The sequence below is a fragment of the Streptomyces sp. NPDC056835 genome, from assembly GCF_042789485.1.
Lineage (GTDB): Bacteria > Actinomycetota > Actinomycetes > Streptomycetales > Streptomycetaceae > Streptomyces.
Map to the genome: position 1 here is coordinate 1 of NZ_JBHUBB010000027.1, position 24,474 is coordinate 24,474.

The window sequence follows — 24,474 nt, forward strand, 5'->3', positions numbered from 1 at the left end:
CTTCTTACGCCCCCGGTTGACCGTCCGGTCCCGGATCTCGAAGTCCATCGCATCCCCTGAGCTGGGGTGTTGCGAGGACCACTAGAACTCAAGACTCGCCCCGGCGGGGCGTCTCTGTGCGCTCCCGTGGCCGTCCGTGGGCTCCTACGCGGGAACCATGATCCGGAACGGAATGATGCCCCGGGAAACGGCTGTGACCATGCCCATCACCCTGCGCAGCACCCCTGGGCTGTCGGGGCCGCGGTCGACGAGATCGCCGACGAAAACCGCCGCACGGCCCTCGGGATGAGCACCGTTCTCGTATCCGAGCCTGCCGAGCAGCGTCTCCGGCTCGGAGCGGCAGCCGTGGATGTCCCCGATGATGTCGAAGGGGCCGGTGAGATGGGTGAGGTCGTTGTAGCGGCGTTCGAGAACGATCTCGGCGCTCTCCACTTCCCGCTCGCCGCGCAGGACATGCACCTTGCGGAAGCCCTCGCGCTCCAGACCGCGCAGTGAGCGGCGCAGTTCGCCGCGGTGCCGCTTGATCACATGGCGCGGCGTCCCGGCCCGGTCGGGGCGGCCGGCGTTGCGCTCGGCGCACACTTCCTCGGGCAGGTCCAGGACTATCGCGACGGGCAGTACATCGTGCTCGCGGGCGAGCCGCACCAGCCGCTCGCGGCTCTCGGGCCGGACGTTGGTGGCGTTCCCCGTCAAGTGCTTCTGTTCAATCTCCTGGCGGTGCCGCCTCGCTGGTGGCAGCTGCGACAGAACGCCGCGGGGCCTGTCCCGGTTGAGCTCGGATCAGGCCCCTATTTCAACGACTTGAGGAGATGGCAACCGGCAAGGGAACCGCCTTCAATCCCACCGGTTAGGGCCAAGTGCGCATCAGTCTTGGCGACGGATCTTCTCGTTGCTGGACGCCCGCCGCCGGCCCCAACGCATCCATGCGTGGCCGGCCACGGCCACGGCAACACCACCAACGATGTCGGACGGCAGGTTCGTAAGCAGGCCCTCGATGACGAGGCCGAGTATCTGGTTCATGCCTAGTACTCCCCGAGTGACAGGTGTTTGGGCGTGGTCACCAAGGTGCATCTGGCCTCGGCCGGGTCAGACGATCTGCGGTCGGTTCAGTACGTTTCCGGATGCAGTCCCGCTGCATCCGGACGGGATGACATGCTGCTGAATGGTTCTGTACGGTTCTGGACGCTCAGGGAGTTCGGGTGGGCAAGCCGGGGGTATTCAAGAGGCCGCAGCTGGAAGGTGGGCCGTTGAGAGACCTAAACGATGCTCTTCACACGCTTCACCTGTGGGCTGGCCGCCCGTCTCTGAGCGAGATGTATGCAGCCCTCAGCGATGAGGCGAAGAAGAAGATCTCTCGCAGCACTTTGCATGCTGCTTTAGCCAGCCCTGCCTTGCCCAGGCGGGACACAGTCGATGCCCTGGTCGAGATTCTCGGCACCCGAGCACGCAACACGACGCCAGAAGAACAGCTCCTCCAGTTCGACGCACTGTGGCAGAGGGCCGCACTGGCTGACGTCACAGAGGACGCCCTCCTGAGCCTGCCTTTGCCTCCGGGCACCGCGAGCGACGCGCCTTTTGACCTGATGTCGCTGGTCAAGCAGCAGTTGAACAGCCACCCAGAGGACAGCAACCTGGTGTTTGCCCTGCTCCTGCTCGAAGCCCTCACCCCCGGTGAGACCAGTGAGCGGCATGACGGAGCCCTGAACCTCTTCAGATTCCTGGTAGCCGAAAAGCTCGGCCAACTGCGGCAGCCGCCGCCCCTTGCCGCCATCGAAGGCCCTGACGACGATGTCGTTGATGCAGAAATCGTTGAGTGACGGGACCGCAGGATCGCTAACCTTGTCGCCCAGTTGTCTGTCTGAAGTCGGGCATGCCGAGGTGGACCACGCCGTGGCGATGAACGTGCAGGAACCCTCCGGCCCGCCGGTCTGACCGAGAGGGGACCTGTGGTCTGCGGGTCCTCAGACTGTCGGCGGACGCCTCGGGGTAGAGCACATGGGCGGTGCCATGCGACGTGGAGAACGTCTGCGCGCGGTCGGGATGCTTGTGCAGCAGGAATCCGAGGTCGGTCGCGGGACGCTCCGGGGTGCCGGTCGTACTGATCGTCAGGAACACCCGACCGAGTATTGCCCGCCGAATCGGTCACGACCAGGGGTTTTCCCGATGGCTCCGGGCCCGCCGAAGCCATCGGCACCACGCCGTCGAGATCCGCTCAGCGCCCGGTCAGCGCACTCAGCTCCGCGATCCGCTCCGGCCCGACCCGGCAGCAGCCCCCGACGAGCCGCGCCCCCGCCGCCTGCCAGGACCGCACCCTGGACGGATCGAACGTGGCGTCCCCGCGCCAGCTCCGCGCCGCCGCGTCCCAGCCCTCCCCGCTGTTCGGATAGACGACGACCGGCTTGCCTGTCACCGAGGCGGCCTGCTCGACCGCGCGGTCCGCGTCCCCCGGCTCACAGCAGTTGATCCCCACCGCGATCACCTGGTCGTCGCCCGCCGCCAGGGCGAAGGCATCGGCGAGCGGCTGGCCGGCCCGGGTGCGCCCGCCCTCGATGGAGTACGAGAGCCAGACCGGCACCCCGCAGCCGGCGGCGGCCCGCAGCAGCGCCTCCGCCTCGTCGGTGTCCGGGACGGTCTCCAGCGCGAGCACGTCGGGACCGGCCGAGGCAAGGGTCTCGATCCTCGGCCGGTGGAACCGCTCCAGCTCCCGCACCGACAGTCCGTACCGGCCCCGGTACTCACTGCCGTCGGCGAGCATCGCGCCGTACGGACCGACCGAGGCCGCCACCCACACCTCGTCCTGCTCCGCCGCGCCCGCCCGGCGCGCCAGCTCCACACTGCGGACCAGCAGCGCGCTCGCCGTGTCGCGCGACACCCCGCGCCGCGCGAATCCCTCGTACGTCGCCTGATAGCTGGAGGTGGTCAACACCCGCGCACCCGCCCGCACATACGCCCCGTGGGCCGCTTCGATCTGCCCGGGGCTGTCGACGAGAAGCCGCGCCGACCAGAGGGCGTCGGACAGATCGCAGCCCTGCGCGGCGAGCTGGTTGGAGAGACCGCCGTCGAGAACGACGGTCCCGCCGGCGAGGGCGGCGGCGAGGGTGCGGGTGGGTTTCACAGTCGCTCCAGTACGTGGTACGGCGGGGCCAGGCCCTGTCCGGTCGGCCAGGGCCTGTCCGCGGAACTTGCCGACAGCAGTCCTAGCCCAGCTGGGACTGGACCTGTGAGGAGATCAGCTCCAGATGGTCGAGATCGTCCAGATCCATCATCTGGAGATAGATCCGCGACGAGCCGACGGCGCCGTAACGGCCGATCTTGTCGACCACCTCGTCGGGCGAGCCGGCGAGTCCGTTCACCTTCAGCTCCGCCACCTCCCGTCCGATGGAGGCGGCCCGGCGGGCCACCTCCGCGTCGTCCTTGCCGACACACACGATCAGCGCGTTCGAATACACAAGATCATCCGCCGGGCGCCCCACCGCCTCGGCCGCCGCCCGCACCCGGCCGAACTGTGCCTCGGTGTCCTCGATGGAGGCGAACGGAAGATTGAACTCGTCCGCGTACCGCGCGGTCAGCCGCGGGGTGCGCTTCGCGCCGTGGCCGCCGATCAGGATCGGCACCTTGCTCTGGGCGGGCTTGGGCAGCGCGGGTGAGTCGGTCAGCTGGTAGTACGTGCCGTCGTAGGAGAAGGTCCGGCCGGTCTCCGTGGCCCAGAGGCCGGTCACGATCGCCAGCTGCTCCTCCAGCCGGGCGAACTTCTCCTTGGGGAACGGAATCCCGTACGCCTTGTGCTCCTCCTCGAACCAGCCCGCGCCCAGGCCCAGTTCGATTCGGCCGCCGGACATCTGGTCCACCTGGGCGACCTGGATGGCCAGCACACCCGGCAGCCGGAACGTGCCGGCCGTCATGAGCGTGCCGAGGCGGATCCGCTTGGTCTCCCTGGCCAGCCCGGCCAGCGTGATCCAGGCGTCCGTCGGCCCGGGGAGCCCGTCGGCGGACCCCATCTTCAGATAGTGGTCGGACCGGAAAAAGGCGTCAAAGCCCAGCTCCTCGGTGGCCTTGGCCACGGTCAGCAGTGTCTCGTAGCTCGCCCCTTGCTGGGGCTCGGTGAAGATTCGAAGATCCATGCCCTCCATCCTGCACCTTCGGACAGGGCTCCCCCCTGCCGTCCCGGCCGATCCCGCTCTCCCGCTCCCTCTGTCGCTGCCACTCCAGCCCGAGCTGCCGCTCCTCGCGCTGACGCGCCCACTCCCGCTCCCGCTCGCGGTCCCGCGCCACGAGCCGGCGCAGCATCACGCCCACCCGGTCGTTGGACTCGTCGGCCGCGTCGATCGCGTCGACGCACTGCCAGTACAGCCCCTCCTCGTCCGTGGCACACGCCACCGCCACCAGCGCGATCCCGACCTCGCCCAGCAGCGCGCCGAGCCCGGTCAGCGCCGCCCGGATGTCGGCCACCCCGGAGAGCTGTCCGGCCCGTATCCGGCCGATGCGCGGCCCCGGACGGTCCGGTAACCCCGCCAACCCGTCGGACAGTCCGTCCGGCAGTCCGCAGTCGTGCCCGCCCCCCTCGGCCAGCTCCCGCGCCTCGCTCCTCAGCTCCTTCGGTCCGTTCAAAGCCAACTGGACGCCGATCGCCCGGGCGAGGCTCTGCGCCTGCCAGGCCTCCGCGATGACATCCCACTCGTCCGTGCTCCCGGCCAGGGCATGCCGGCTCAGTCCGATGAGCCGTTCCGCATCCATCCGCAGCCCCCGTTCGTACGACAATCCTGCCCACGCACTCCACTACCCAGAGTGAGGTATTGGCGACGGAAAGGCCAGAGCAATGCGGAAATCTCTGGACAGCAGGCTCGTTGTGCATAACTTGCCCACTCCGCAGAGTGACGATCAGGGTGAATCGCGGCCATCCGCCGGTCGCTTGGGCGGGTAGCGGACCTCATTCCGGTCCATCTTCGCGGCGAGCGCCATGAGCGGGTCGATCCCCAGCACCTCGCAGAGCTGGAGCAGATAGGCGAGCACATCCGCGACCTCGTCCGAGACCCGGTGGGCCGACTCCGGGTCCTCCATCACCCGCGCCGACTGCTCGGGCGTCAACCACTGGAAGATCTCCAGCAGTTCCGACGCCTCGACACTCAGCGCCGCCGCCAGATTCTTGGGGGTGTGGTACCGCTCCCAGTCGCGCGCCGCCGCGAACTGGGCGAGTCTGCGCTGCATTTCCGCCACATCGAGTTCTGTCACGGATCCAGGTCTACCACCGTCACCCCGGCGGCCCCCCGCGCGCAGGAGGCGTCGCCGACCGCCCCGACCAGTGCGATCCGCCCCTCCGCACAGACCGCCGACGCCAGCGAGAGCAGTTCGCGCGCCTGCCGCCGGTCCAGGCTCCGGTCGAATCCGTCCGCGAGGACGGTGAGCGACCGCAGCGCCGGAGGCACCTCGGGGACCTGGTCCACGGCCAGTACGCCCGGACCGGTGAGCAGCACGAGCGCGAGCGCCAGATATCTCAGCTCGCCCTCGCCGAGCCTGCCCACGGGGGTGGCCGCCCTGGTGCCCGAGGCGTCCCGGGCGAGCAGCGCCCGTACCGTACCGTCGGCCAGCTGCTCGACGGCGAGTTCCGTCACCGGGCCCGCGCAGCCGGCCCGCGCCGCCGCGGCCAGCCGGGCCCGCCGGCGGGCGCAGCCGTCGCGCGAGCGGTCGAGTGCCCGGTCGAGCACCGCCGCCAGATTCTCGCAGCCCCGGCGCAGCCGCCCCTGTCCGGCGGCCACCGGATACCGCATGAGCTGGGGCTGCGGGTCGCAGACGAAGACGGACCGCAGGGCCAGCACGGTCTGCTCGGCGGCGGCGAGCACCAGCGACTCGCCCTCCGTGCGGCCCCCCACCCGCAGCGGGAGCAGCGCCGTACCCAGCCGGTCGTCGGGCAGCGGGGCCCGGGTCACCGGCACGGCGCCGGCCGTGTGCCAGGCCGCCTGGACCGTGGGCCGCCCCGGGTCGCGCAGCGCCGTGGTGAGCAGGGTCTGCCCGCGGCCGGTCAGCCGTTCGCCGACGATACGGAGTTCGGGCTCGGCCTGGACGGCGAGATCGAGTCGTACGGGACCGACCGGGCCGTCGACGGTGCAGCCGATCCGGAAGCCGCGCCGCCCCTGGGCGTCGGGCGCGGCCCGTTCCGGAACGCAGGCCACCGGATCCGGGAAGACCTCGGCGAGGGGCGCGCCCGCGCCGAGCCTGGCGAGCGCCTCGTAGGCCCGCAGTGCCGTGGACTTCCCGCTGCCGCTCGCTCCGGTGAACAGCGTCATGGGGCTCAGGGGAAAAGCCGCTCCGCGGTGCGAGGTGAAGGCGGAGAGCCGCAGTTCGGTGATGGTGGGACGCGCGCGGGTTGCTTCCATGGCCGGACCGTACGCGGCCCAAAAGCTGCCGAACCGTTACGCCTTGGCCACCTTCCTACGATCGGGGGACGGCGTCGGCCGCGATCCCCTCGACCTCCGTGCCGATCGGGGCCAGCAGGAAGACGTTCTTGTCGACCCGGTGCATCCCGCTGCCGAGCCCGAAGACGACCCCGCTGCTGAAGTCCAGGATGCGTTTGGCCACATCGGGCTCCGCGCCGGTCAGATCCAGCAGCACCGGAATCCGCGCGATCAGATGGTCGGCGACCTCCCGCGCGTCCGCGAACACCTGCACCCGCAGCACGATGAAGCGCCGGTTCTCCGCCTTGAAGTCCTGGGGGACGGTGCGGTGATCGACCCGCGAGGGCCACTCGTTGCGGCCGCGCAGCGGTACGACCTGGGCCAGGCCCTCCCACTGCTCATCGGTGGCGTCGTATCCGTCGTACCTGCCGTAGCGGCTCATCGGACCACCCCGCCCGTGCACTGTGTCTGCATCCGGCCATCCTCCCGCGCCTCACCCGTTCGGCCCAAGAGCGACACGGCCCGGCGGAGGACCGGCTTCGCCCGCCCTGACCGGAAACCGCCGCCGAAGCGCCGCCGGAGCCACAGACGGGACCCCGCCCCCGAGACAGGTGAGTCCGTCTCGCCGGGGTCCCATCCTCACACCGCGCGCCCATGGCCTCAACGGGGCGTCACGGACTCCCTCTTCACCTCCAGGCCGGCCGGCGCCTCGATGTGCGCCGTACCGTCGGCGGCCACGGAGATGTCCAGGCGCCCGCCCGCGACATCGAACCCCTCCACCTTCAGCGGCCGGTACGCCTCGGCGAACGTGGGCGCGACGGTCAGGGTGCCGCCGGGGACGTCGGCCGAGAGCCCCAGCGCGGACTGGAGGACCAGGACGGACGAGGCGGCCGCCCACGCCTGCGGCCGGCAGGACGCCGGATAGGGCGAGGGCACCGAGTCGGTCGCCGAGCCATGGCCGGCGAACAGCTCCGGCAGCCGGGCGTCGAAGCCCGTCGAGGCGGTCAGCAGCCCCGTCGCGAGCCCCGCCGCGGCGTCCGGGAACCCGGCCCTGGTCAGCCCGTGCACCGCGATCGCGGTGTCGTGCGGCCAGATGGCACCGATGTGGTAGCCGTACGGGTTGTAGCCCACGGAGTCGCTGCTCAGGGTGCGCAGCCCATGGCCCGAGTCGAGGTCGGGCGCGCTGAGCCGGGCGGCCAGCAGAGCGCTCTCCTCGTGGTTGAGCAGGCCCGTGCCCAGCAGATGGCCGAAGCCCGAGGTGACCGAGTCCACCGGCCGCTTGTCCCGGTCGAGGGCGACGGCCGGGTAGGCGCCGCGCTCGTCCTCCACCCAGAAGTGGCTGCGGAACCGGTCGGAAAGCCGCTCGGCCCACTCCTCCCACTCGTCGGCGCCGGGCCGGCCGAAGGCGCGCAGCAGCGCGGCGCCGCCGCGGGCCGCCTCGTACGCGTACGCCTGGACCTCGCACAGCGCGATCGGAGAGGCGGCGAGGCGTCCGTCGCGGTGCCGGATGGAGTCGCCGGAGTCCTTCCAGCCCTGGTTGGCCAGACCGCGTCCGGTGTGGTCGATGTACTTCAGGAAGCCGTCGCCGTCGGCGTCGCCGTGGTCACGCATCCACGCGAGGGCGGCCTCGGCGTGCGGCAGCAGCGGCTCGACCTGGTCGGGGGCGAGACCCCAGCGCCAGGAGTCGTGCAGCAGCGTGACCCAGAGCGGGGTGGCGTCGACCGTGCCGTAGTAGGACGGCGGCAGCGAGAAGCCGTCGTGGAAGTCCTGGGTCCCACGGCGCACTTCGTGCAGGATCTTGCCGGGCTGCTCCTCGGTGTCCTGGTCCACCTTGACGCCCTGGCGGCGTGCCAGCGTACGCAGCGTTCCGGCGGCGAGTCCGGTGCCCAGCGGCAGCAGCATCCGGGCCGCCCACAGGGAGTCGCGGCCGAAGAGCGTGAGGAACCAGGGGGCTCCGGCGGCCAGGAACTGGTCGGCGGGCTCCTCGGAGTCGGTCAGGCGCAGCCGGTCGAGGTCGGCGGCCGACTGGCTGATCCAGTGGTCGAAGCGCCGGTCGGCGCTGCGCAGCACCGGGGTGCGCCAGGGCACGCTGTCCGCCGTCGGGGCGGGGAACTGGTCGCCGTCCTCGTGCGCGGCGTCACAGTGCAGTACGGCGGTCCAGACCTCTCCGGGCGCCAGCTCGATGTCGTACTCCAGCCGCCCGGACGCCGGGTCGACGGCGGTGGGCGCCGGGGTGGAGGTGAGGCGTACGGCGAACGTCTCCTTGGACCAGTCGAGTCCGGCCGCGGTGGCGGTCGCGGGGACCGGGCTCTGCGGCTGCCCGGTCTTGACGCGCTCCATCTCGGCGAGGTCGGTGGCGGCGGTGATGATCAGCCGGGCGCGGACGTTCTGCCGTCCCGCGTTGGAGACTTCGAGGGTTTCCTCCAGCCGGCCGGGGGTGACGCGCCGCCTTCGGTGCAGGGTGACCGCCGGGTCCGCGGTCTCCTCGCCGAGGCCGCGCAGCACTCCGCGGAAGGCCGCCCGGTCCGCACCGTCCAAGGCTCCGCGTACCGGCGCGATCGGGATCCCGTCGGCCTCGACCGTCAGCTGGGCCAGCGCTCTGCTGTCACCGTGGTAGAAGCCTTCGGCGCCGCCGCCGATCTGTCCGTCCGCGTGGGAGATCACGAAGCTCGGCGCGTACAGCGTCACACAGGCGTCGTGCAGGAACGGCTGAAGGCCCTCGGCCGAGGGGACCGCGGCTGCGACGGAGTTCATAGTGTCGTGGGTCTTGACAGTAGTGGACAACAGAGCAGAACCTCTCAGTCATTGGAGCGTTCCAAGAACCCTAACGACGACTTCAGCTCGTTGACAATGGCATTTGAACGCTCCAAAAAACTCGTCGATTCGCACAAACCGTCCCGGAGACAGCTATGCCCCGCCCCGCCAACGCGCCTTCGCCCAAGGCCGGTTCAGTGACCCTGGCCATGGTCGCGCGGCGCGCCGGGGTCTCTCCGCAGACGGTGTCAAATGCCCTGAATTCGCCCGAACTGTTGCGCTCTGAGACGCTGGAGCGGGTCCAGCGCACCATCGACGAGATGGGGTACCGCCCACACCGGGCGGCGCAGACGCTGCGTACCCGCTCCAGCAAACTGATCGGCTACGGCATACGTCCGAGTGCGCCCGGTATGTCGGCACCGGTCATGGACCGCTTCCTGCACGCGCTGTCCCAGGCGGCCGACGAGGCCGGCTACCGGATCCTGCTGTTCGCCTCGCCGCCCGGCAACGCCAGTCTGGACGGGCACGAGGAGCTGCTCGATCTGCACAGCGTCGACGGGTTCGTGCTCAGCGGCACCGACCGCGGTGACCCGCGCCAGGCCTGGCTGGCCAAGCGCGGCATACCGTTCGTGGGCTTCGGCCGGATGTGGTCGGGCCGGCAGATAGGCGACTGGGCGGATGTCGACGGCGCCTCGGGCACCGACGCCGCGGTCGAGCATCTGGTGGCCCTCGGGCATCGCAGAATCGCGTTCCTCGGCTGGCCGCGTGGCTCCGGTGTCGGCGACGACCGGGCCGAGGGCTGGCAGCGCGCCATGCGCCGGCACGGTCTGCCGGTACGCGGCCGACGCGCGCAGAGCGTCGACGACACCTCCTCGGCGCGGGCCGCCGTGGCACCGCTGCTCAAGGCGGGGGCGACGGCCGTGATCGCCGCCAGCGACATGCTCGCGATGGGCTGCTACCAGGCGCTGCGCGAGCGGAATGCCGCGCCGGGCAAGGACGTCGCCGTCATCGGCTTCGACGACTCCCCCACCGCGGCCCTGCTCTCCCCCGGTCTGTCCACCGTCGCCCAGCCGCTGGAGGCCGTCGGCCGCGAGTGCGTACGTCTCCTGCTCGCCCGGATGTCGGAGCCCGGTGCCCCGCCCGGGCGTGTCCTGCTCGAACCGTCCCTTGTCATCCGCGACAGCACACCCGCCCCGGGAAGCTGACCGCGCCCCCCAGCGCCCAGGAGCGAAGAACGCTCCCGGGCCACCGATTCCAGGCGCCCTTCCTGGGCTACTGAGCCGCACGTTTCATCTCTTCTGGAGGAATTCATGGTCACCCGCACGGCGGCCGCCGCCGCACTCGTCACCTGCGCGGCGCTCCTGGCCGCCACCGGCTGCTCGTCCAACTTCGACAGTGGCAAGGAGCAGACGCAGGACAAGGCCGAGAAGCAGAACCTGACCGTCCTGATCGCCACCTCGGGTGACGCCGAGACCCAGGCGGTGAAGGCGGCCGCAGCCTCGTACGCGAAGACGTCCGGCAACACGGTGACCGTCGAGGTCGCCAAGGACATGAACCAGCAGCTGGCGCAGGCCTTCGCCGGCCACAAGCCGCCGGACGTCTTCTATGTCAACTCCGACCAGTTCGCGAACTACGCCAAGGGCGGATCGCTCTACGCGTACGGCGACCAGATACCCGACGCCTCGGACTTCTCCGAGCAGCTGCTCTCGTCCTTCTCGTACGGCGGGAAGCAGGTCTGCCTGCCCAAGGACACCTCCACCCTCGGGCTCGCCATCAACTCCGACCTGTGGAAGAAGGCCGGGCTGACGGAGAAGGACTACCCGAAGAGCTGGCAGGAGCTCCAGAGCGTCGCCAAGAAGCTCACCACCAATGGTGTCACCGGCCTGGTGACCAGCGACGAGTACCAGCGCCTCGGCGTCTTCATGAAGCAGGCGGGCGGCTGGCTCACCGACGCGGACCAGAGCAAGATGACCGCCGACACCCCGGAGAACGCCGAGGGTCTCGCCTTCGTCCAGTCGATGCTGAAGTCCGGCTCGATGAAGTTCGCCAAGCAGGTGGACACCAGCTGGGGCGGTGAGGCGCTCGGCAAGGGCAAGGCCGCGATGACCATCGAGGGCAACTGGCTCGACGGCGGCATGAAGCTCGACTACCCGGACGTGAAGTACTCCATCGCCCCGCTGCCGGCGGGTCCGAAGGGCGAGGGCACGCTCGCCTTCAGCACCTGCTGGGGCGTCGCCGCCGACAGCACCCACCAGGCCGCGAGCGTCGACCTCGTCAAGCACCTGGCCTCCGCCGACCAGCAGCTCGCCTTCGCCGACGCGTTCGGTGTGATGCCGTCGCGGACGAGCGCGCTCAAGACGTACGCCGAGAAGACGCCGCACGCCAAGGCGTGGGTGGACGGCAGCGCGTACGCGCAGGGCCCGGTCACGATCGCCGGCTTCGACAAGGTGGCCAGCCAGTTCAACACCGACCTCCAGTCTCTGCGTACGGCGGACCCGAAGAAGATCCTCGCCGACCTCCAGCGCAACGGCGAACAGGCGATCGCGAAGGGCAACTGAGCCCCATGCCCCTCCGTACTGTGCGCGCGGACCGCGCGCACCGATCGACCGGCACACCGGGCGAACCTGACACGCCCGGTGTGACCGGTACGACCGCGACGGCCCGTGCCAGCGCCCCGCGCGCGGGCCGTCGCGGGGACCAGCGCCGGGAAGGCATCTGGGGCTGGCTGTTCGTCAGCCCCATGGTGCTGGTCCTCGGACTCTTCCTGGTACTGCCCATCCTCATGGCGCTGTGGGTCAGCCTGCTGAACTGGGACGGACAGTCGAACCCGTTCAGCGGCGAAGCCGACTTCGTGGGCCTGGACAACTACCGGACGCTGTTCACGCAGGACGGTCTCGACCGCACCCTCTTCGCGACCGCCCTGCGCAACAACGCCTACTACGTCCTGCTGACCGTGCCCCTCCAGACGGGGCTGGCGCTGGGCCTGGCGCTGATCGTCAACCAGAAGCTGCTGCGGGCGCGCAGTGCGCTGCGTACGACCTTCTTCTTCCCGTCGGTCACCAGCTCCATCGCCGTCTCCACGATCTTCCTCTTCCTCTTCCAGGGCAGCGGGGCCGTCAACTCCCTGCTGTCGTGGTTCGGGGTGAAGGGACCGAACTGGTTCTCGGACCCCCGCGGAGTGCTCTCCCTGATCCTGGGCGGCCTCGGGATCGTCGATCCCGAACGGCCCGCCGGGATGCTGGCGGACCACTCCTTCATGGGGCTCTCGTGGTTCGAGTGGCTGTCCGGCCCCTCGATCGCGATGTGCACGATCATCCTGCTGTCCGTGTGGACGACCTCCGGCACATTCATGCTGATCTTCCTCGCGGCGCTCCAGGACATCCCCAGGGAGCTGGAGGAGTCTGCCGCCCTGGAAGGGGTCAACCGCCGTCAGCTGCTGCGGTACGTGACGCTGCCCGCGCTGCGTCCCGTGCTGTTCCTGGTGCTCACGCTGGGACTGATCGCCACCTGGCAGGTCTTCGACCAGGTGTATGTGATGGGCCAGGGCGCCCCGGGCAATACGACGCTCACGCCCGCGTTCCTGTCGTACTCCTCGGGCTTCGACAACGCGGACTTCGGCCAGGGAGCGGCGATCGCGTTCGTCCTGCTCACCCTGATCCTCTGTCTGACCGGGTTCCAGCGCTGGGTCCTGCGGGAGCGTGGCACACGTAAGGGGAGGAAGCGATGAGCGCCGGTGGTACGGCCATACGCGACCGGATCGAGCGGGCCCGGCTCCGGCGCGCCACGCGCGACCCCGCCCGTCCGCCGGTCCTGGGACGGTTCCCGGTCCCGCTGCGGGTGGTGGGGTACGCCCTGGTGGTGGGGATGGCGCTGCTCTATCTGCTGCCGTTCCTCATCCAGTTGGTGACCGGCTTCAAGACGGACCCGGACGCGGCCGCGAATCCGCTCTCCCTGCTGCCGACCACTCCCACGACGGCGGCCTACCAGCGGCTGTTCGGGCTGAGCGAGTCGGCGGACGGTGTGCCCTTCCTGCGCTGGCTCTCCAACTCGACGCTGGTCGCGGTGATCGTGACCGCGGGCCGGGTGCTGTTCAACTCGATGGCCGGGTACGCGCTGGCGCGGCTGCGCTTCCGGGGCCGCTCGCTGCTGTTCGGCTTCGTGCTCGCCGTGATGGCGGTGCCCGGGGTGGCCCTGCTCATCCCGAAGTTCCTGGTGCTCAACACCTTCGGGATCTTCGACACGTACACCGGCATGATCCTGCCGCTGCTGGTGGACGCGGCGGGCATCTTCATCATGAAGCAGTTCTTCGAGTCCGTGCCGCGCGAGGTCGAGGAGGCCGCGCGGGTCGACGGGGCGGGGGTGTTCCGGATCTTCTGGTCCGTCGTCCTGCCGATGGCCAGGCCCGCGCTGATCACACTGACGATCCTGTCGTTCCAGGGGTCGTGGAACGAGTTCACGCACTTCCTGGTCGCCACCCAGTCCGGCCAGTACGAGACGCTCACCACGGGTCTGGCCCGCTTCATCTCGGGCGGTCTCGGCGGCGGCACACAGTATCCGCTGAAGCTGGCGGCGGCGCTGCTCTCCACCCTGCCGGTGGCCGCGCTGTTCTTCTGCTTCCAGCGCTACTTCGTCAACGGCGCCAACTCGGGCGCGGTCAAGGAGTAGGGCGTGGCTTCGAAGTAGCTCCGGCCGCCCGCGAGCCGGGCGGGACTGTGAAGACACGCCCTGGCACAAGTACGGCCGGAGTCCGGCTCCCGCACTGCCCCGTCGCCGGTTACGGCGACGGGGCAGTCGTGTACTCCGCCATAGAGGTGAAACAGCCCGAATCATCCTGGATGTCCCACCCTTCGGTGGCGCCCGCGTCGCGAATGTGTCGGTGACAGAGAGCACCCGCGGTGGTGCGGGCGCCGACGAAAGAGGGGGCGTGATGAGCTCGGAGCACATCGACACCCGGCTGCTGGAACCCACGACGCGGGACGACATCATGGCGTTGCAGACGGCGGCGTCACTGGAAAACCTCGCGGTGAGCGTCTACCGGACCGCCGCCGAGCTGCCGTTCATCAAGGACGGCAACGCGACGATCCAGGAGTTCATCGCCACGACGACCCGGCACCACGAGGAGCACGCCAAGGCGTTCAACACGGCGGCCGTCCAGGCGGGCGGCTCGCCGCAGACCGGGACCGACCCGAAGTACGCGGCCGTGGCCGAGAAGGCGCTGCCGGCCGCCAAGACCCCGGAGGACGTGATCACGCTCGCGCTCTCGCTGGAGGACGTGGCCGCGCAGACGTACACCAAGGACGTGGGCGTGGCCGGTACCGCGCGACTGCGCCGGCTCTTCGCCTCCGTCGCCCCGGTCGAGGCGCAGCACCGCGCCACACTGCTGACCTTTCAGGCGCTGCTCGGCGCGGGCGACAGCGATCTGATGGCGATCCCGACGGACGCCGCCGTACTGCCCGCCGCCGTCGGATGGACCGGATTCCCCGACGCCTTCTATCCGACCGCCAAGGCCTCGCCGATCTCCGAAGGGGCCGTGCAGTGAGTTCCGCACCCGAACGGGGTGGCTGCGAGCCGCCCCTCGCCGGTCCGGCCGAGGAGACCGAGGCGCGCGGCCCCGCCCGCCGGAGGTTCCTGCTGGGGGCGGGAGGCGCGGGGGCCGCCTTCCTCCTGCCGGCCTGCTCCGGTGAGAACGACCTGTCCTCGCGGTCGCCCGTCGACCAGGCCAGCGTGATCGCGCACCGGGTCGCCTACCCCGGCGATCTGCGGACGGTCGCGCTGGCGGTCGCGCTGGAGAACCAGGTCGTGGGCGTCTATACGTCGGCCCTGGCCGCCGCCAGGGCGGGCAGGCTCGGGACCGTACCGCGCGCGCTGACGAGTTTCCTCACCCGGGCGATGGCCCAGCACACCGACCACGCCAAGGTGTGGAACACCGTACTGACCCGCGCCGGCAAGCCCGCCCTCACGGGTGTGCCGCTCTCCGACCAGAAGGAGATCACCACCACGCTGGCCAGGGCCACCAGCGCGGCCGACGCCGCCACGCTCGCGTTGCAGCTGGAGGAACAGGCCGCGCAGACCTATCTGATGGCCACCTACGGCGTGGGGGGCACCTCGGAGATGGAGACCGCGGCCACGATCGCGCCCGTCGAGGCGATGCACGCCTCGATCCTGCGCTTCCTGCTGGGCCAGTACCCGGTGCCGGACGCGTTCCTGCCCGTCGACCGGGCGGCCAGGCCAAGTCTGCTGACGGTGTGAGCCGGGAGGGGGCGTGCACCGGGGCCGGGCACACCCCGGCCCCGGCCCCGGCCCCGGTGCGAGACTGGGGGCTCCTTCACACCGCTCCGGAATCGAGACGCCGCCTTGCCGTTCGCCCCCGCCGCCCGTGTATCGGTGGCCCCTCTGCTCGCGCTGGCGCTGGCCCTCTCCGGGTGCGCCGCCGCCGACACGGCCGACGACTCCGGCGCCTCCGGCGCCCCCAAGGGGGCCGAGAGCTCAGCCGCCACCGGTCACACGGCGCGCCTGCCCCGGGCGAACGCCCCCTTCGACTACCAGCTCGGCGGTGCGTACGACCCGCCCGCGGGGGTGCGGACGGTCATCAGGGACCGTACGGCGGCCCCGGACCCGGACCCGGGCATCTACAACATCTGCTACGTCAACGCGTACCAGGCGCAGCCGGACGCCGTGGCGTGGTGGCGGAAGAACCACCCCGACCTGCTGCTGCGCGACGCGGACGGCGCGGCCGTCATCGACGAGGACTGGGAGGAACCGCTGCTGGACATCTCCTCCGAGGACCGTCGCGACCGGCTGGCCGGCATCGTCGGCGGCTGGATCGACGGCTGCGCCGACCGGGGATTCGACGCCGTCGAGGCGGACAACCTGGACTCGTATCTGCGCTCGGACGGCCTGCTCGACCGCGAGGAGGCAGCCGCCTTCGCGGGGCGGCTGGCCGAGCGCGCCCACCGGGCGGGGCTGGCGATCGGCCAGAAGAACGCGGCGGAGATGACCGGGGTACGGGACGAGACCGGCTTCGATTTCGCCGTGGCCGAGGAGTGCGCGCGATACGAGGAGTGCGACGCGTACGCGGACGCCTATGACGACAAGGTGCTGGTGATCGAGTACCGGCGGGCGGACTTCACCGTCGCGTGCCGGGAGTGGGGCGACCGGCTCTCGGTCGTCCTGCGGGACCGGGACGTCGTACCGGCCGGAGAGCCCGGCCATGTCAACGCGCGCTGCTGAAAGGTGCGTTGGGCGGATTCTCGCGCCGGCGCCCCCGCTCAGGCGTCACGGCCCCGCTCCCGCCGCCGGGCCAGCAGCTCCTTGCGGCGCGCCTCCTCCTCGCTGACGAGCGCCGCCAGCCGCCGTGTGTTCTCGTCGAGTTCGATGGGGGCGTCCCCGTCGTCGTCCTCGGAGATCAGCCCCTCCGCGACGGCGCGCTGGTGCTGCACCATCACGGGAGGCTGCGGGTCCGGGTCGGAGGGGCGTGGGCCCTCGGGGCCGTCCGGCCCGATACGGACCAGGCGTTCGATCCGTACCACCCTGAACCGCCGTCCCTCCACCTCCACTTCATTGCGGCGCTCCGCGTCGAGCCGGTCAGCGGCGGCCAAGTACGGTGCGCGCCGTTCCTGTTCGAGGCCGAGCTGCCACGGGATCATGACGCGCAGCGCGACGGCGAGGGTGTCCCGCGCGCCCTGCGGTGTGGTGCACGTCCCGGTGGAGTCGGGCCGCCAGCGCCCGGACTCCTTCTCCGCCGTCATGAAGGTCGCCGGAAGGAGGACACCTCCCGGGTGCGTTCGCGCCGCGATCCGGGAATCGTCGCGGATCTCGTCGGGTACGGTGCCCGACTTGCGTACGAGGGAGAGCAGTTCGACCTTGAGAATGCCCTGGGACATTCCGGTGGCGATGACGGGATCGAAGACGAACCCGGCCGTGGGATCCGGGGCCTTGTGCGACTCGCCGGACGCCATGGGGTCCGGGTCGCCCGGGCGCGGGGGCTCAGGTCCGTCGGGTCCCGAGCGTACGTAGCACTCCGCCCGCGCGACCCGGTGGCGGACGCCGAGCACGGTCAGCTCGTCAAGGGTCTCCCACTCCATTCGCTCGGCGGCGCGCACGCACTCCTCGTACCCGGCCCGGTCACCGGCCCGCTCGCACTCCTCGGCCCGTCTGCGGAACCGGGAGCCCATGCTGTCTCGCCCGTCCTGCGGGGCCAGCCCCGTGAACGAGGAGATCAGCTCCCAGCCGCCCGCCTCGCGTTCGCGCACCACTCCGAAGAGCGGGCCGCCCGCCGAGAGGATGTCCGGATAGCGCTCCCGCGCCCGCCATGCCTCCACATCGGCCACCGCCTCGACCGGTCCCGCCGGTCCTGACACCCTGATCGTGCGGTACGCGGGCACGTTCTCACCAAGCTCAGCCATGCCCCCGAGCATGCCCACACAGCCGGGGCGCGAGGGGCGATTCCATGGAAAGAACCACCGACCGCGTGACACGGTGCCGTACCCGCACATACGTACGCCCATCCGGGCGGATGTGGGGCCGAACCGGCGTACGAGTCATCTCGGCCGGCGAAGGCGCCAGGGGAGTCGGAGTCTGCGGCGAGCGGCCCGCCTCGGCAGCGCGGGGCCGGAGAAGCGGCTCTCGCCCGGTCGCGCGCCGTCGGCGCCGTCCGGTCCGGTGCCCGTGTCCACCGGAGGGCGCAGGCCCTCCTTGTCGTACCGAGTGGCGGCGATCGTCGCCACAAGCTGCTCCTCGGTGAAGGTCTCGGAGTCCCGGACATGCGGGACGAATCCCACGAGGACGCCGTCCTCCACCACCTCGGCCCGCAGCCCCAGCACCCCGTCGATGTCCCAGATCGCCTCACCGCCCTCGGCGAGCACGATCTGCACCCCGCACTGGTAGACCCCCAAGTGCGCCAGATGGGCCATCACCCCGCGGGCCCGCAGCGACGACACGAGACGGCCGGCACGATCCTCATCCATCCGATGGCCATCTCCCTGTGCGGCAGCTTCTGGACGGATATGTCCTCTGGCACTCATGGTAGGCCGATTTCCGGGGAGGGCGACTTCCGAAGGAGAGGTCCGAAGGAGAGGGAGGAGACAAGGAGGAGGAGAGAAGAGAGGAGGAGAGCGAGGGAGGAGCCGGGAAGCGCTCGATCCCGCCCCGCCGGACAGCCCTTGGCGTGGCGACCGACGGGGCCGGCGGTCAGCGTGAGTACTGCGGCGGTACGCGCCCGGTGGCCCAGCCGGAGACTTCCGGCTCGTCCAGCGAGCGTACCCAGAGGTCCACCAGCGCTACGGTCCGCGCGTCGGGCCAGGGGCCCACGCCCATGATGCGCATTCCGGCCTGGTCCGCGGCCTGGATGCCGCAGTGGGAGTCCTCGATCGCCAGGGTGTCGGCCGGGTCGGCGCCGCAGAGCCTGGCCGCGGTGAGATAGACGTCCGGATGCGGCTTGGGCCGCATCTCGTACTCGGGCACCACGACGTGCCCGAAGAGGTCGAGCAGGCCCGCGGTGTCGAGGCAGGACTCGACGACCTCCCGCGGGCAGTTGCTGGCGACGGCGAGCGGCGCGAACTGCGCGGCTGTTTCCACGAGTTCGCGCGCGCCGGGCATGGTCATGGGGTTGTCGGCGACCAGGGCGCGGAAGTGCGCGAGCAGCCGGTCGGTCATCTCCTCGCCGAGGTCCGGGCGCCCCGACTCGTCCGCCATCAGGCGCCCGCATTCGCTGTAGTGGAGCCCTTTGGCCCGCTCCGCGAAGCCCGGAGCTGGGGTGAATCCGTGCTCGCGCAAAGCCAGAATGCGCGCGTCCTGCCAGTGGCATTCGGTGTCCATGAGAGTGCCGTCGCAGTCGAAGACGATGGCTGAGGGAGTCCAGGAAAGGATGCGTTGAGCTGTCATCCGCGTGCTTCCGTTCAGGAGTGCCCTAAAAGCGGCAGCGCTGGCCGCCGCAACGGTGCGAATCACCGCGGGCGTGTTGGTCACCCGTTGTCGGACGGGTGCGATCCCTGGCGGGCGCGGCCACAGGAGAAGGCCAGTTCCGGCGACCGCCAGGAACATAACGATCGCTACGCTAGAGAGAACTACTCTCGGCAGTCAAGCGATTGCATTTAGTGTCTAAATCTGTTTATTGGTAGCGGAGGACACCAAAGGCCTTCTGTTCGCCGTCCTGGAGAAAGCGGAAGACGCAGGTCGCGTGGTGCGGCACGCACAGAACGCGGGCGGGCGGGCTGTATTCGATGAAGCGCGCCGTTTTCAGCCGACCGGCGGTAGGCCGCAGCAGCCTTCCGCCACTTTCGAAGGCCGCCGCCTGCCGGGCGGCCTCCAGCACGATCATGCCCGGGACATGATCCGTCGCGTGGTCGAAGAAGAAGGGATGTCTCATATCGACGGGATCCACCAGCAGGCCGGCGCCCTCGGAACCGATCACGACATCGTGCGCGCCGGTCACCCCCAACCGCCGGGCATCGGGGCGGGACCGGCCGTCCGCACGCGCGACGGCCGGAGCGGCGGACCCCGCGCGACCCGCCCGTACGGCGTCGTACTGCTCGCGTTCGAGGAAGCGCGCACCACCGCCGGCCAGCGCGAACAGCGCCCCGTCGGCCAGATAGGAGACCTGGAGGCGCAGCCCGGTCACGGAACCGTCCGGCGCGCGGCGCACCTCCGTCACCCGTACCCGGCAGGTGACGCCGGTGGCGCCGGAGACCGCGCGCGGCTCCGAGGAGGGGTCGAGATCGAAGAAGAGATCGGTGATGATCAGGCTCGCGACGGGTGAGACGCCGAAATACCGCAGCGGAATGTAGATCCCGAGCTGACGCAGTGTCTCGACGATCATCAAGGGGCTGTGCAGATCGGCGCCGTCGCGTGGAAAAGTCGGATGGGAGCGGGGCCAGGAGGCGGCGGCTTCGAATTGGCCGCTTTCGGTCTGCCGAACGTCGGTGAGCAGTACCTCCGCCACGGAGGCACGATGCACCATCTCCCGGGCGACAGTGCGCGACCAGGACAGCGGCCGGACCTCCGCGGCGATGTCACCAATCGATGTATTCATGCGATAAGAACATCGCAATTCTCCGGTACGCGCACCCCAGCCCGCCCCCGCCGCACGCCGTCACGCCCCGCGCGAAAAGCCGCTACATTGCGTGCTGTCATTTCACGGAACGGGAATCCGAGGTACACGTGCAGGTTCGGGCGGAGCAGGTTCGGGCGAAAGCGACGCGCAGGTTTCTCCTGGAGGCCGCGGCACATTTGTTCGATGAGCGTGGCTATGCCGGCACCAGTATCAGCGATATCAGCACGCGGTCCGGGCGTACCAGCGGGGCCATCTACTTCCACTACGCCAGCAAGGAGAATCTGGCCCTGGCCATTGTGGAGGAGCATTTCGCGACCTGGCCCGAGCTGATCGGCCGTTACAAGGCGGCCGACCGCCCGGCGCTCGAAAGACTGGTCGCCCTGAGTTTCGATGTGGCCAGAGCTTTCCGCGACGATGTCGTCATCCGCGCCGGATCCCGGCTGTGGGCGGAACGCGCGGCCATCGACGTCACATTGCCCCGGCCCTTCGTCGGCTGGCTGGAGACGGTCACCGCGCTGCTCGAAGAGGCCCGCGCCGAGGGGGCACTCGCCGAGGGCGTGTGCCCCCAAGTGGCCGCGCACGGACTCGTCTGCGCCTTTTTCGGGCTGCATACGGTCTCCGACGCCCTGGAGGGGAGGCAGCAGATCGAGGAGGGGCTGTCGGATCTGTGGCTGCTGCTCCTGACCGCGCTTCAGACGGATCCCGACCCGGCGCTGCTGCTCGCGCGGGTGCGTGAGCGGGAGCAGGAGCGGGAGTGCCGGGAGGGAGCGAGGGACGGGCGCCGGGCGCGACTCGGGGACCGGGTGCTCGCGAAGAGCGGCTGACCGCGTGGCCCGTCGTCGCGCGGCCGATACGCCCTCAAACAGTGGCCGTCCCCATCGAGTTGGGACTTCGCGGCGGCGGGCGGGGGACATGACGAGGCGTCCCGCGTCCGAATCGCGCCCGGTCGGACGCGAACCGGTCGGACGCGATCAGGCTCGACGCGGGGCCCTCCGCCGTACGCCGTCGGCCGGGACCTCGTGGTCCCGGCCGTCCCGGCCGGCGGATCGGCCGGGACCGGATCGGCCGCTCAGGATTCCTCGAAGTAGGCGTCCAGGACGGCGTCGAGCTCTTCCGTCCACTCCTTGAGCCGGTTCCTGGTGTCGGCCTCGACCTCGGCGTCGAACCAGCGGCGCTCCGACACATGCACCGTGACCGTGAACCGGCGCCCGAAGCGAGGGGTCTTGATCTCGACCGCGCCGATCTCGTCCCACCAGAAGTCGGCCTCCTGGTCGTCCAGCCGGAACCGGACGCCCTTGCTGTCCGCGGTGATCGCGCCACGGCGGTCGGTGGCCTCGAAGACGGGGCCCTCCTCGGCGGAAGCGCCGTCCGTGGGGGCGTCCTCGCCGGCGGAGACATCCTCCTCGGAGGGGGCGTCCTCCGCCGGTTCGGCCCTGTCGGTGGTGGTGCTGTCCGCGTCGAGGGCGGGCTCATCGGGAACGTCCTCCGGGAGGGCGTCCGAGGGGGCGCCGCCTTCGGGCGCGCGCTCCTCGGTCTCCGCCTGCTCCGGATCCGTCCCCGCCGTGCCGACAGGGCGGGGGACCATGAGGCCGGGAACGTACGCCGGGTCTTTCCCCACGGCACGCTCGGGCCAGATATTCGAGTCTATGCGCTGCTCCACGTCCGGAAGTATGGACGAGAATCCTGTGCGAGCCCAGCCCGGCTCGCGTCCGGCCGTCGGCGCGTGACATCCGGCCACTCGCACAGACACGCCTCATTCGAACAGCAACTCCCCCCATCGCCTACGCTGTTACCGCTCGCCCCACCCGGATCACCCGAAACGGGAACGTCGGCGACGCGTTCTCCTCCACCAGGTTTTTTCCCCGCCTCCACTCCTTGGGAGCGTTCCATGACGGCCGAGATGCCCACGCCCCGGATCGACACGAGCAAGCCTCATCCCGCACGTGTCTACGACTATCTCCTCGGCGGTAAGGACAACTACGCCGTCGACCAGGCGGTGGGGGCGAAGCTGCCGGCCGAGGCGAGGGCCGCCGCGCGGCAGAACCGTGCCTTCATGCGCCGGGCGACCGCCTGGCTGGCGCTCAGCGGGATCGACCAGTTCCTCGATATCGGCACCGGCATCCCGACCCAGCCGAACCTGCACCAGATCGTCCAGCGGATCAACCCGAAGGCCCGGGTCGTCTACACCGACAACGACCCCATCGTCCTGCGGCACGCCGAGGCTCTGCTGATCAGTACGCCGGAAGGCGCCACCGACTACATCCAGGCGGATGTCCGCGAGCCACGGGCGATCCTGGACCATGCCCAGGGCTTCCTGGATTTCAGCCGCCCGATCGCGCTCTCCCTCATCGCCCTCATGCACTTCGTCCCGGAGGACGAGAAGCCCTACGACATCGTCAGCACCCTGGTGGAAGCCCTTCCCACCGGCAGCTATCTGGTGCTCTCGCACGCCTCGTCGGATCTCTACCCCGACCTGGTGGAACAGGTGGTCGCGCAGTACAAGCGGGGTGGCATCACGCTGGGCTTCCGTACCCGCGAGGGGGTGGCGCGGTTCTTCGAGGGCATGGACCTCGCCGAGCCGGGACTGGTCACGGCTCCGCACTGGTACAAGGACACGGCCGCGCCGACGGAGGAGGAGAGCGGCGACTTCGACAGCGGTATCTACGCCGCGGTCGGCCGCGTGCGCTGACCTGCCCGTCGCTTCGGTCGAGATCGGCTCGTTTTGCCTGGGAGGGTGTGGTCCGGGGAGACTGCGGGATACCGCAGATCCCCCCACAAGCCCCGAAGGCAGCCTGACCGCTCATGCACGACCGGACCTCGCCCGACGCCTCACCCAGGACAGCTACGGATACGGGGGCGGACGCTGACACGGCTACGGCTCACATACCGCTCGCCGGTGGGCTGAAGCAGCACCATCTGACCATGCTCGGCCTGGGCGGGGTCATCGGCGCCGGGCTCTTCGTCGGCTCGGGGGCCGGGATCGCGATGGCCGGGCCCGGGATCGTCGTCTCGTATCTGATCGCGGGCGCGCTCGCGATGTGCGTGATGCGGATGCTGGGCGAGATGTCGGCCGCGATGCCGGCGTCGGGTTCGTTCTCCGTGCACGCCGAGCGGGCGCTCGGCCGGTGGGCGGGGTTCAGCGCGGGCTGGCTGTACTGGTTCCTGCTGGTCGTCGTCCTCGCGGTGGAGGCGACGGGCGCGGCGCGGATCGCGAACGGCTGGCTCCCTTCTGTGCCGCAGTGGGCGTGGGTGCTGCTCTTCATGGTGTTCTTCACCGGCGCGAACCTCGCCGCCGTGAAGAACTTCGGCGAGTTCGAGTTCTGGTTCGCGGCCCTGAAGGTGTTCGCGATCGTCGCGTTCCTGGCCCTCGGGCTGCTTGCCGTCTTCGGTCTGCTGCCCGACACCGACCCGGTCGGCTTCACCCACCTCGCTGGACAGGACGGCTTCCTGCCGGGCGGCTGGCAGGGCGTCATCTCCGGTGTGCTCGCCGTCGTCTTCGCCTTCGGCGGCCTGGAGGTCGTCACGATCGCGGCGGCCGAGTCCGACGACCCGGTGCGCTCGGTGTCCCGGGCGGTGCGCAGCGCGGTGTTCCGGATCCTGTTCTTCTATGTCGGATCGATGCTGGTCATCGTGACGGTACTGCCCTGGACGGCGCAGCAGGCGGAGCTGAGCCCCTATGTCACCGTCCTCGACGCGATCGGTGTCCCGTCCGCCGGGCAGATCATGAACATCGTGGTGTTCGTGGCCCTGCTGTCGGCGCTCAACGCCAACCTCTACGGATCGTCCCGGATGGTCTTCTCGCTGGCCGAGCGGGGCGAGGCGCCGAGGTCCCTGCTGAAGGTGAGTGGCGGCGGTGTGCCCCGGCGTGCGGTCCTCGCGTCCGTGGCGTTCGGCTTCGTCTCGGTGCTGCTCAATCTCAAGTGGCCCGACTCGGTCTTCCTGTACATGCTCAACGCGGTCGGCGCGGTGCTCCTCTTCGTATGGGCCCTGATCGCCGTGTCGCAGCTGCGGCTGCGACCCCGTATCGAACGGGAGGCGCCGGAGCGGCTGGTGCTGCGGATGTGGCTCTTCCCGGGGCTGACCTGGGCCACGCTCGCCGCGATGGCGGTCGTGTTCGGCCTGATGCTGACGAATGACGCGGCACGCCCACAGCTGCTGTGGTCCCTGGGCGCGACGGCGCTCGTCCTGGCGGCGGCGGGGGTACGGGAGCTGCGCGCGCGGCGCGCCTGAGCCCGGGACGCGGGAACGCGGGAACGCGCGCACGCGGAACGCGGCGGGCCG

General features: G+C 70.4%; 23 protein-coding genes and 3 pseudogenes. 11 read left to right on the top strand and 15 right to left on the bottom strand.

Annotation, left to right across the window (positions count from 1 at the left end; all coding sequences use genetic code 11):
- Positions 1-168 precede the first annotated feature (168 nt).
- Positions 169-684, bottom strand: a pseudogene (locus ACFRMN_RS27325) (AAA family ATPase); the annotation flags it as partial.
- Between the two features lie 180 nt (positions 685-864).
- Positions 865-1,020: a hypothetical protein gene (locus ACFRMN_RS27330; RefSeq protein ID WP_383023925.1), complete on the bottom strand. Its 156-nt coding sequence runs from the start codon at positions 1,018-1,020 to the stop codon at positions 865-867.
- A gap of 179 nt (positions 1,021-1,199) precedes the next feature.
- On the opposite strand from ACFRMN_RS27330, the gene ACFRMN_RS27335 reads away from it, so the two are divergent.
- The gene (locus tag ACFRMN_RS27335) at positions 1,200-1,817 is read left to right on the top strand and encodes a hypothetical protein (protein ID WP_383023927.1); all 618 of its coding nucleotides are present in this window, start codon (positions 1,200-1,202) and stop codon (positions 1,815-1,817) included.
- A 151-nt stretch (positions 1,818-1,968) separates the two neighbouring features.
- Here the strand turns inward: ACFRMN_RS27335 and ACFRMN_RS27340 are convergent.
- The 8 genes and pseudogenes from ACFRMN_RS27340 to ACFRMN_RS27375 form a co-directional block, all read right to left on the bottom strand.
- Positions 1,969-2,115, bottom strand: a pseudogene (locus ACFRMN_RS27340) (hypothetical protein); the annotation flags it as partial.
- Between the two features lie 97 nt (positions 2,116-2,212).
- Positions 2,213-3,115, bottom strand: a complete 903-nt coding sequence (gene mmuM / locus ACFRMN_RS27345) for a homocysteine S-methyltransferase (protein WP_383023929.1) — start codon at positions 3,113-3,115, stop codon at positions 2,213-2,215.
- 82 nt (positions 3,116-3,197) lie between these two features.
- Positions 3,198-4,121: an LLM class F420-dependent oxidoreductase gene (locus ACFRMN_RS27350; protein ID WP_383023931.1), complete on the bottom strand. Its 924-nt coding sequence runs from the start codon at positions 4,119-4,121 to the stop codon at positions 3,198-3,200.
- Positions 4,122-4,233: 112 nt separating this feature from the next.
- Positions 4,234-4,734: pseudogene (locus ACFRMN_RS27355) on the bottom strand (DUF6099 family protein); the annotation flags it as partial.
- A gap of 144 nt (positions 4,735-4,878) precedes the next feature.
- Positions 4,879-5,229, bottom strand: coding sequence for a nucleotide pyrophosphohydrolase (locus ACFRMN_RS27360; RefSeq protein WP_383023933.1), 351 nt, complete (start codon positions 5,227-5,229; stop codon positions 4,879-4,881).
- The gene (locus ACFRMN_RS27365) at positions 5,226-6,371 is read right to left on the bottom strand and encodes an ATP-binding protein (RefSeq protein WP_383023935.1); all 1,146 of its coding nucleotides are present in this window, start codon (positions 6,369-6,371) and stop codon (positions 5,226-5,228) included. The genes ACFRMN_RS27360 and ACFRMN_RS27365 overlap by 4 nt, the downstream gene beginning before the upstream one ends.
- Positions 6,372-6,426: 55 nt before the next feature.
- Positions 6,427-6,831 (bottom strand): cell division protein SepF, encoded by a 405-nt coding sequence (locus ACFRMN_RS27370; protein WP_383023937.1) that lies wholly within the window; start codon positions 6,829-6,831, stop codon positions 6,427-6,429.
- Between the two features lie 218 nt (positions 6,832-7,049).
- Entirely contained in the window at positions 7,050-9,143 is a 2,094-nt protein-coding gene (locus ACFRMN_RS27375; protein ID WP_383023939.1) for a glycogen debranching N-terminal domain-containing protein, read from the bottom strand.
- 155 nt (positions 9,144-9,298) lie between these two features.
- Between ACFRMN_RS27375 and ACFRMN_RS27380 the strand changes: the two genes are divergently transcribed.
- From ACFRMN_RS27380 to ACFRMN_RS27410, 7 genes are all read left to right on the top strand, one after another.
- The gene (locus ACFRMN_RS27380) at positions 9,299-10,348 is read left to right on the top strand and encodes a LacI family DNA-binding transcriptional regulator (protein WP_383023941.1); all 1,050 of its coding nucleotides are present in this window, start codon (positions 9,299-9,301) and stop codon (positions 10,346-10,348) included.
- A gap of 105 nt (positions 10,349-10,453) precedes the next feature.
- Entirely contained in the window at positions 10,454-11,701 is a 1,248-nt protein-coding gene (locus ACFRMN_RS27385; protein WP_383023943.1) for an extracellular solute-binding protein, read from the top strand.
- Between the two features lie 5 nt (positions 11,702-11,706).
- Entirely contained in the window at positions 11,707-12,870 is a 1,164-nt protein-coding gene (locus tag ACFRMN_RS27390; protein ID WP_383023945.1) for a carbohydrate ABC transporter permease, read from the top strand.
- Positions 12,867-13,808: a carbohydrate ABC transporter permease gene (locus tag ACFRMN_RS27395; protein ID WP_383023947.1), complete on the top strand. Its 942-nt coding sequence runs from the start codon at positions 12,867-12,869 to the stop codon at positions 13,806-13,808. Before ACFRMN_RS27390 ends, ACFRMN_RS27395 begins: the two co-directional genes overlap by 4 nt.
- Positions 13,809-14,070: 262 nt before the next feature.
- Positions 14,071-14,682, top strand: a complete 612-nt coding sequence (locus ACFRMN_RS27400) for a ferritin-like domain-containing protein (protein WP_383023949.1) — start codon at positions 14,071-14,073, stop codon at positions 14,680-14,682.
- The gene (locus ACFRMN_RS27405) at positions 14,679-15,392 is read left to right on the top strand and encodes a ferritin-like domain-containing protein (protein WP_383023951.1); all 714 of its coding nucleotides are present in this window, start codon (positions 14,679-14,681) and stop codon (positions 15,390-15,392) included. Before ACFRMN_RS27400 ends, ACFRMN_RS27405 begins: the two co-directional genes overlap by 4 nt.
- A gap of 135 nt (positions 15,393-15,527) precedes the next feature.
- Positions 15,528-16,373 (top strand): endo alpha-1,4 polygalactosaminidase, encoded by an 846-nt coding sequence (locus tag ACFRMN_RS27410; protein WP_383023953.1) that lies wholly within the window; start codon positions 15,528-15,530, stop codon positions 16,371-16,373.
- A 38-nt stretch (positions 16,374-16,411) separates the two neighbouring features.
- Here ACFRMN_RS27410 and ACFRMN_RS27415 read toward each other — a convergent pair whose 3' ends face one another.
- The 4 genes from ACFRMN_RS27415 to ACFRMN_RS27430 all read right to left on the bottom strand — a co-directional run bounded on the left by ACFRMN_RS27415 (position 16,412) and on the right by ACFRMN_RS27430 (position 20,172).
- Entirely contained in the window at positions 16,412-17,548 is a 1,137-nt protein-coding gene (locus ACFRMN_RS27415; RefSeq protein ID WP_383023955.1) for a DUF5954 family protein, read from the bottom strand.
- 135 nt (positions 17,549-17,683) lie between these two features.
- Positions 17,684-18,109: a hypothetical protein gene (locus ACFRMN_RS27420; protein ID WP_383023958.1), complete on the bottom strand. Its 426-nt coding sequence runs from the start codon at positions 18,107-18,109 to the stop codon at positions 17,684-17,686.
- A 223-nt stretch (positions 18,110-18,332) separates the two neighbouring features.
- Positions 18,333-19,025, bottom strand: a complete 693-nt coding sequence (locus tag ACFRMN_RS27425; protein WP_383023961.1) for an HAD family hydrolase — start codon at positions 19,023-19,025, stop codon at positions 18,333-18,335.
- 226 nt (positions 19,026-19,251) lie between these two features.
- On the bottom strand, positions 19,252-20,172 hold the full coding sequence (locus tag ACFRMN_RS27430; RefSeq protein WP_383023963.1) for a ScbA/BarX family gamma-butyrolactone biosynthesis protein: 921 nt from the start codon (positions 20,170-20,172) through the stop codon (positions 19,252-19,254).
- A 128-nt stretch (positions 20,173-20,300) separates the two neighbouring features.
- Here ACFRMN_RS27430 and ACFRMN_RS27435 point away from each other — a divergent pair, with 128 nt between their 5' ends.
- Positions 20,301-21,017 carry a ScbR family autoregulator-binding transcription factor gene (locus ACFRMN_RS27435; RefSeq protein ID WP_383023966.1) on the top strand — a complete coding sequence of 239 codons (717 nt, stop codon included), beginning with the start codon at positions 20,301-20,303 and terminating at the stop codon, positions 21,015-21,017.
- 245 nt (positions 21,018-21,262) lie between these two features.
- Here ACFRMN_RS27435 and ACFRMN_RS27440 read toward each other — a convergent pair whose 3' ends face one another.
- Positions 21,263-21,853 carry a hypothetical protein gene (locus ACFRMN_RS27440; RefSeq protein WP_383023968.1) on the bottom strand — a complete coding sequence of 197 codons (591 nt, stop codon included), beginning with the start codon at positions 21,851-21,853 and terminating at the stop codon, positions 21,263-21,265.
- A 228-nt stretch (positions 21,854-22,081) separates the two neighbouring features.
- Between ACFRMN_RS27440 and ACFRMN_RS27445 the strand changes: the two genes are divergently transcribed.
- Positions 22,082-22,882 (top strand): SAM-dependent methyltransferase, encoded by an 801-nt coding sequence (locus ACFRMN_RS27445; protein WP_383023971.1) that lies wholly within the window; start codon positions 22,082-22,084, stop codon positions 22,880-22,882.
- A 113-nt stretch (positions 22,883-22,995) separates the two neighbouring features.
- Positions 22,996-24,423, top strand: a complete 1,428-nt coding sequence (locus ACFRMN_RS27450) for an amino acid permease (protein ID WP_383023974.1) — start codon at positions 22,996-22,998, stop codon at positions 24,421-24,423.
- Positions 24,424-24,474: the final 51 nt, after the last annotated feature.

Bases quoted from the DNA above. Each gene is read 5' to 3' on its own strand.
- ACFRMN_RS27330 (WP_383023925.1), bottom strand. From the start codon at position 1,020: ATGAACCAGATACTCGGCCTCGTCATCGAGGGCCTGCTTACGAACCTG.
- ACFRMN_RS27350 (WP_383023931.1), bottom strand. From the start codon at position 4,121: ATGGATCTTCGAATCTTCACCGAGCCCCAGCAAGGGGCGAGCTACGAG.
- ACFRMN_RS27365 (WP_383023935.1), bottom strand. From the start codon at position 6,371: ATGGAAGCAACCCGCGCGCGTCCCACCATCACCGAACTGCGGCTCTCC.
- ACFRMN_RS27370 (WP_383023937.1), bottom strand. From the start codon at position 6,831: ATGAGCCGCTACGGCAGGTACGACGGATACGACGCCACCGATGAGCAG.
- ACFRMN_RS27375 (WP_383023939.1), bottom strand. From the start codon at position 9,143: ATGAACTCCGTCGCAGCCGCGGTCCCCTCGGCCGAGGGCCTTCAGCCG.
- ACFRMN_RS27380 (WP_383023941.1), top strand. From the start codon at position 9,299: ATGCCCCGCCCCGCCAACGCGCCTTCGCCCAAGGCCGGTTCAGTGACC.
- ACFRMN_RS27385 (WP_383023943.1), top strand. From the start codon at position 10,454: ATGGTCACCCGCACGGCGGCCGCCGCCGCACTCGTCACCTGCGCGGCG.
- ACFRMN_RS27390 (WP_383023945.1), top strand. From the start codon at position 11,707: ATGCCCCTCCGTACTGTGCGCGCGGACCGCGCGCACCGATCGACCGGC.
- ACFRMN_RS27395 (WP_383023947.1), top strand. From the start codon at position 12,867: ATGAGCGCCGGTGGTACGGCCATACGCGACCGGATCGAGCGGGCCCGG.
- ACFRMN_RS27400 (WP_383023949.1), top strand. From the start codon at position 14,071: ATGAGCTCGGAGCACATCGACACCCGGCTGCTGGAACCCACGACGCGG.
- ACFRMN_RS27415 (WP_383023955.1), bottom strand. From the start codon at position 17,548: ATGGCTGAGCTTGGTGAGAACGTGCCCGCGTACCGCACGATCAGGGTG.
- ACFRMN_RS27420 (WP_383023958.1), bottom strand. From the start codon at position 18,109: ATGGATGAGGATCGTGCCGGCCGTCTCGTGTCGTCGCTGCGGGCCCGC.
- ACFRMN_RS27425 (WP_383023961.1), bottom strand. From the start codon at position 19,025: ATGACAGCTCAACGCATCCTTTCCTGGACTCCCTCAGCCATCGTCTTC.
- ACFRMN_RS27430 (WP_383023963.1), bottom strand. From the start codon at position 20,172: ATGAATACATCGATTGGTGACATCGCCGCGGAGGTCCGGCCGCTGTCC.
- ACFRMN_RS27445 (WP_383023971.1), top strand. From the start codon at position 22,082: ATGACGGCCGAGATGCCCACGCCCCGGATCGACACGAGCAAGCCTCAT.
- ACFRMN_RS27450 (WP_383023974.1), top strand. From the start codon at position 22,996: ATGCACGACCGGACCTCGCCCGACGCCTCACCCAGGACAGCTACGGAT.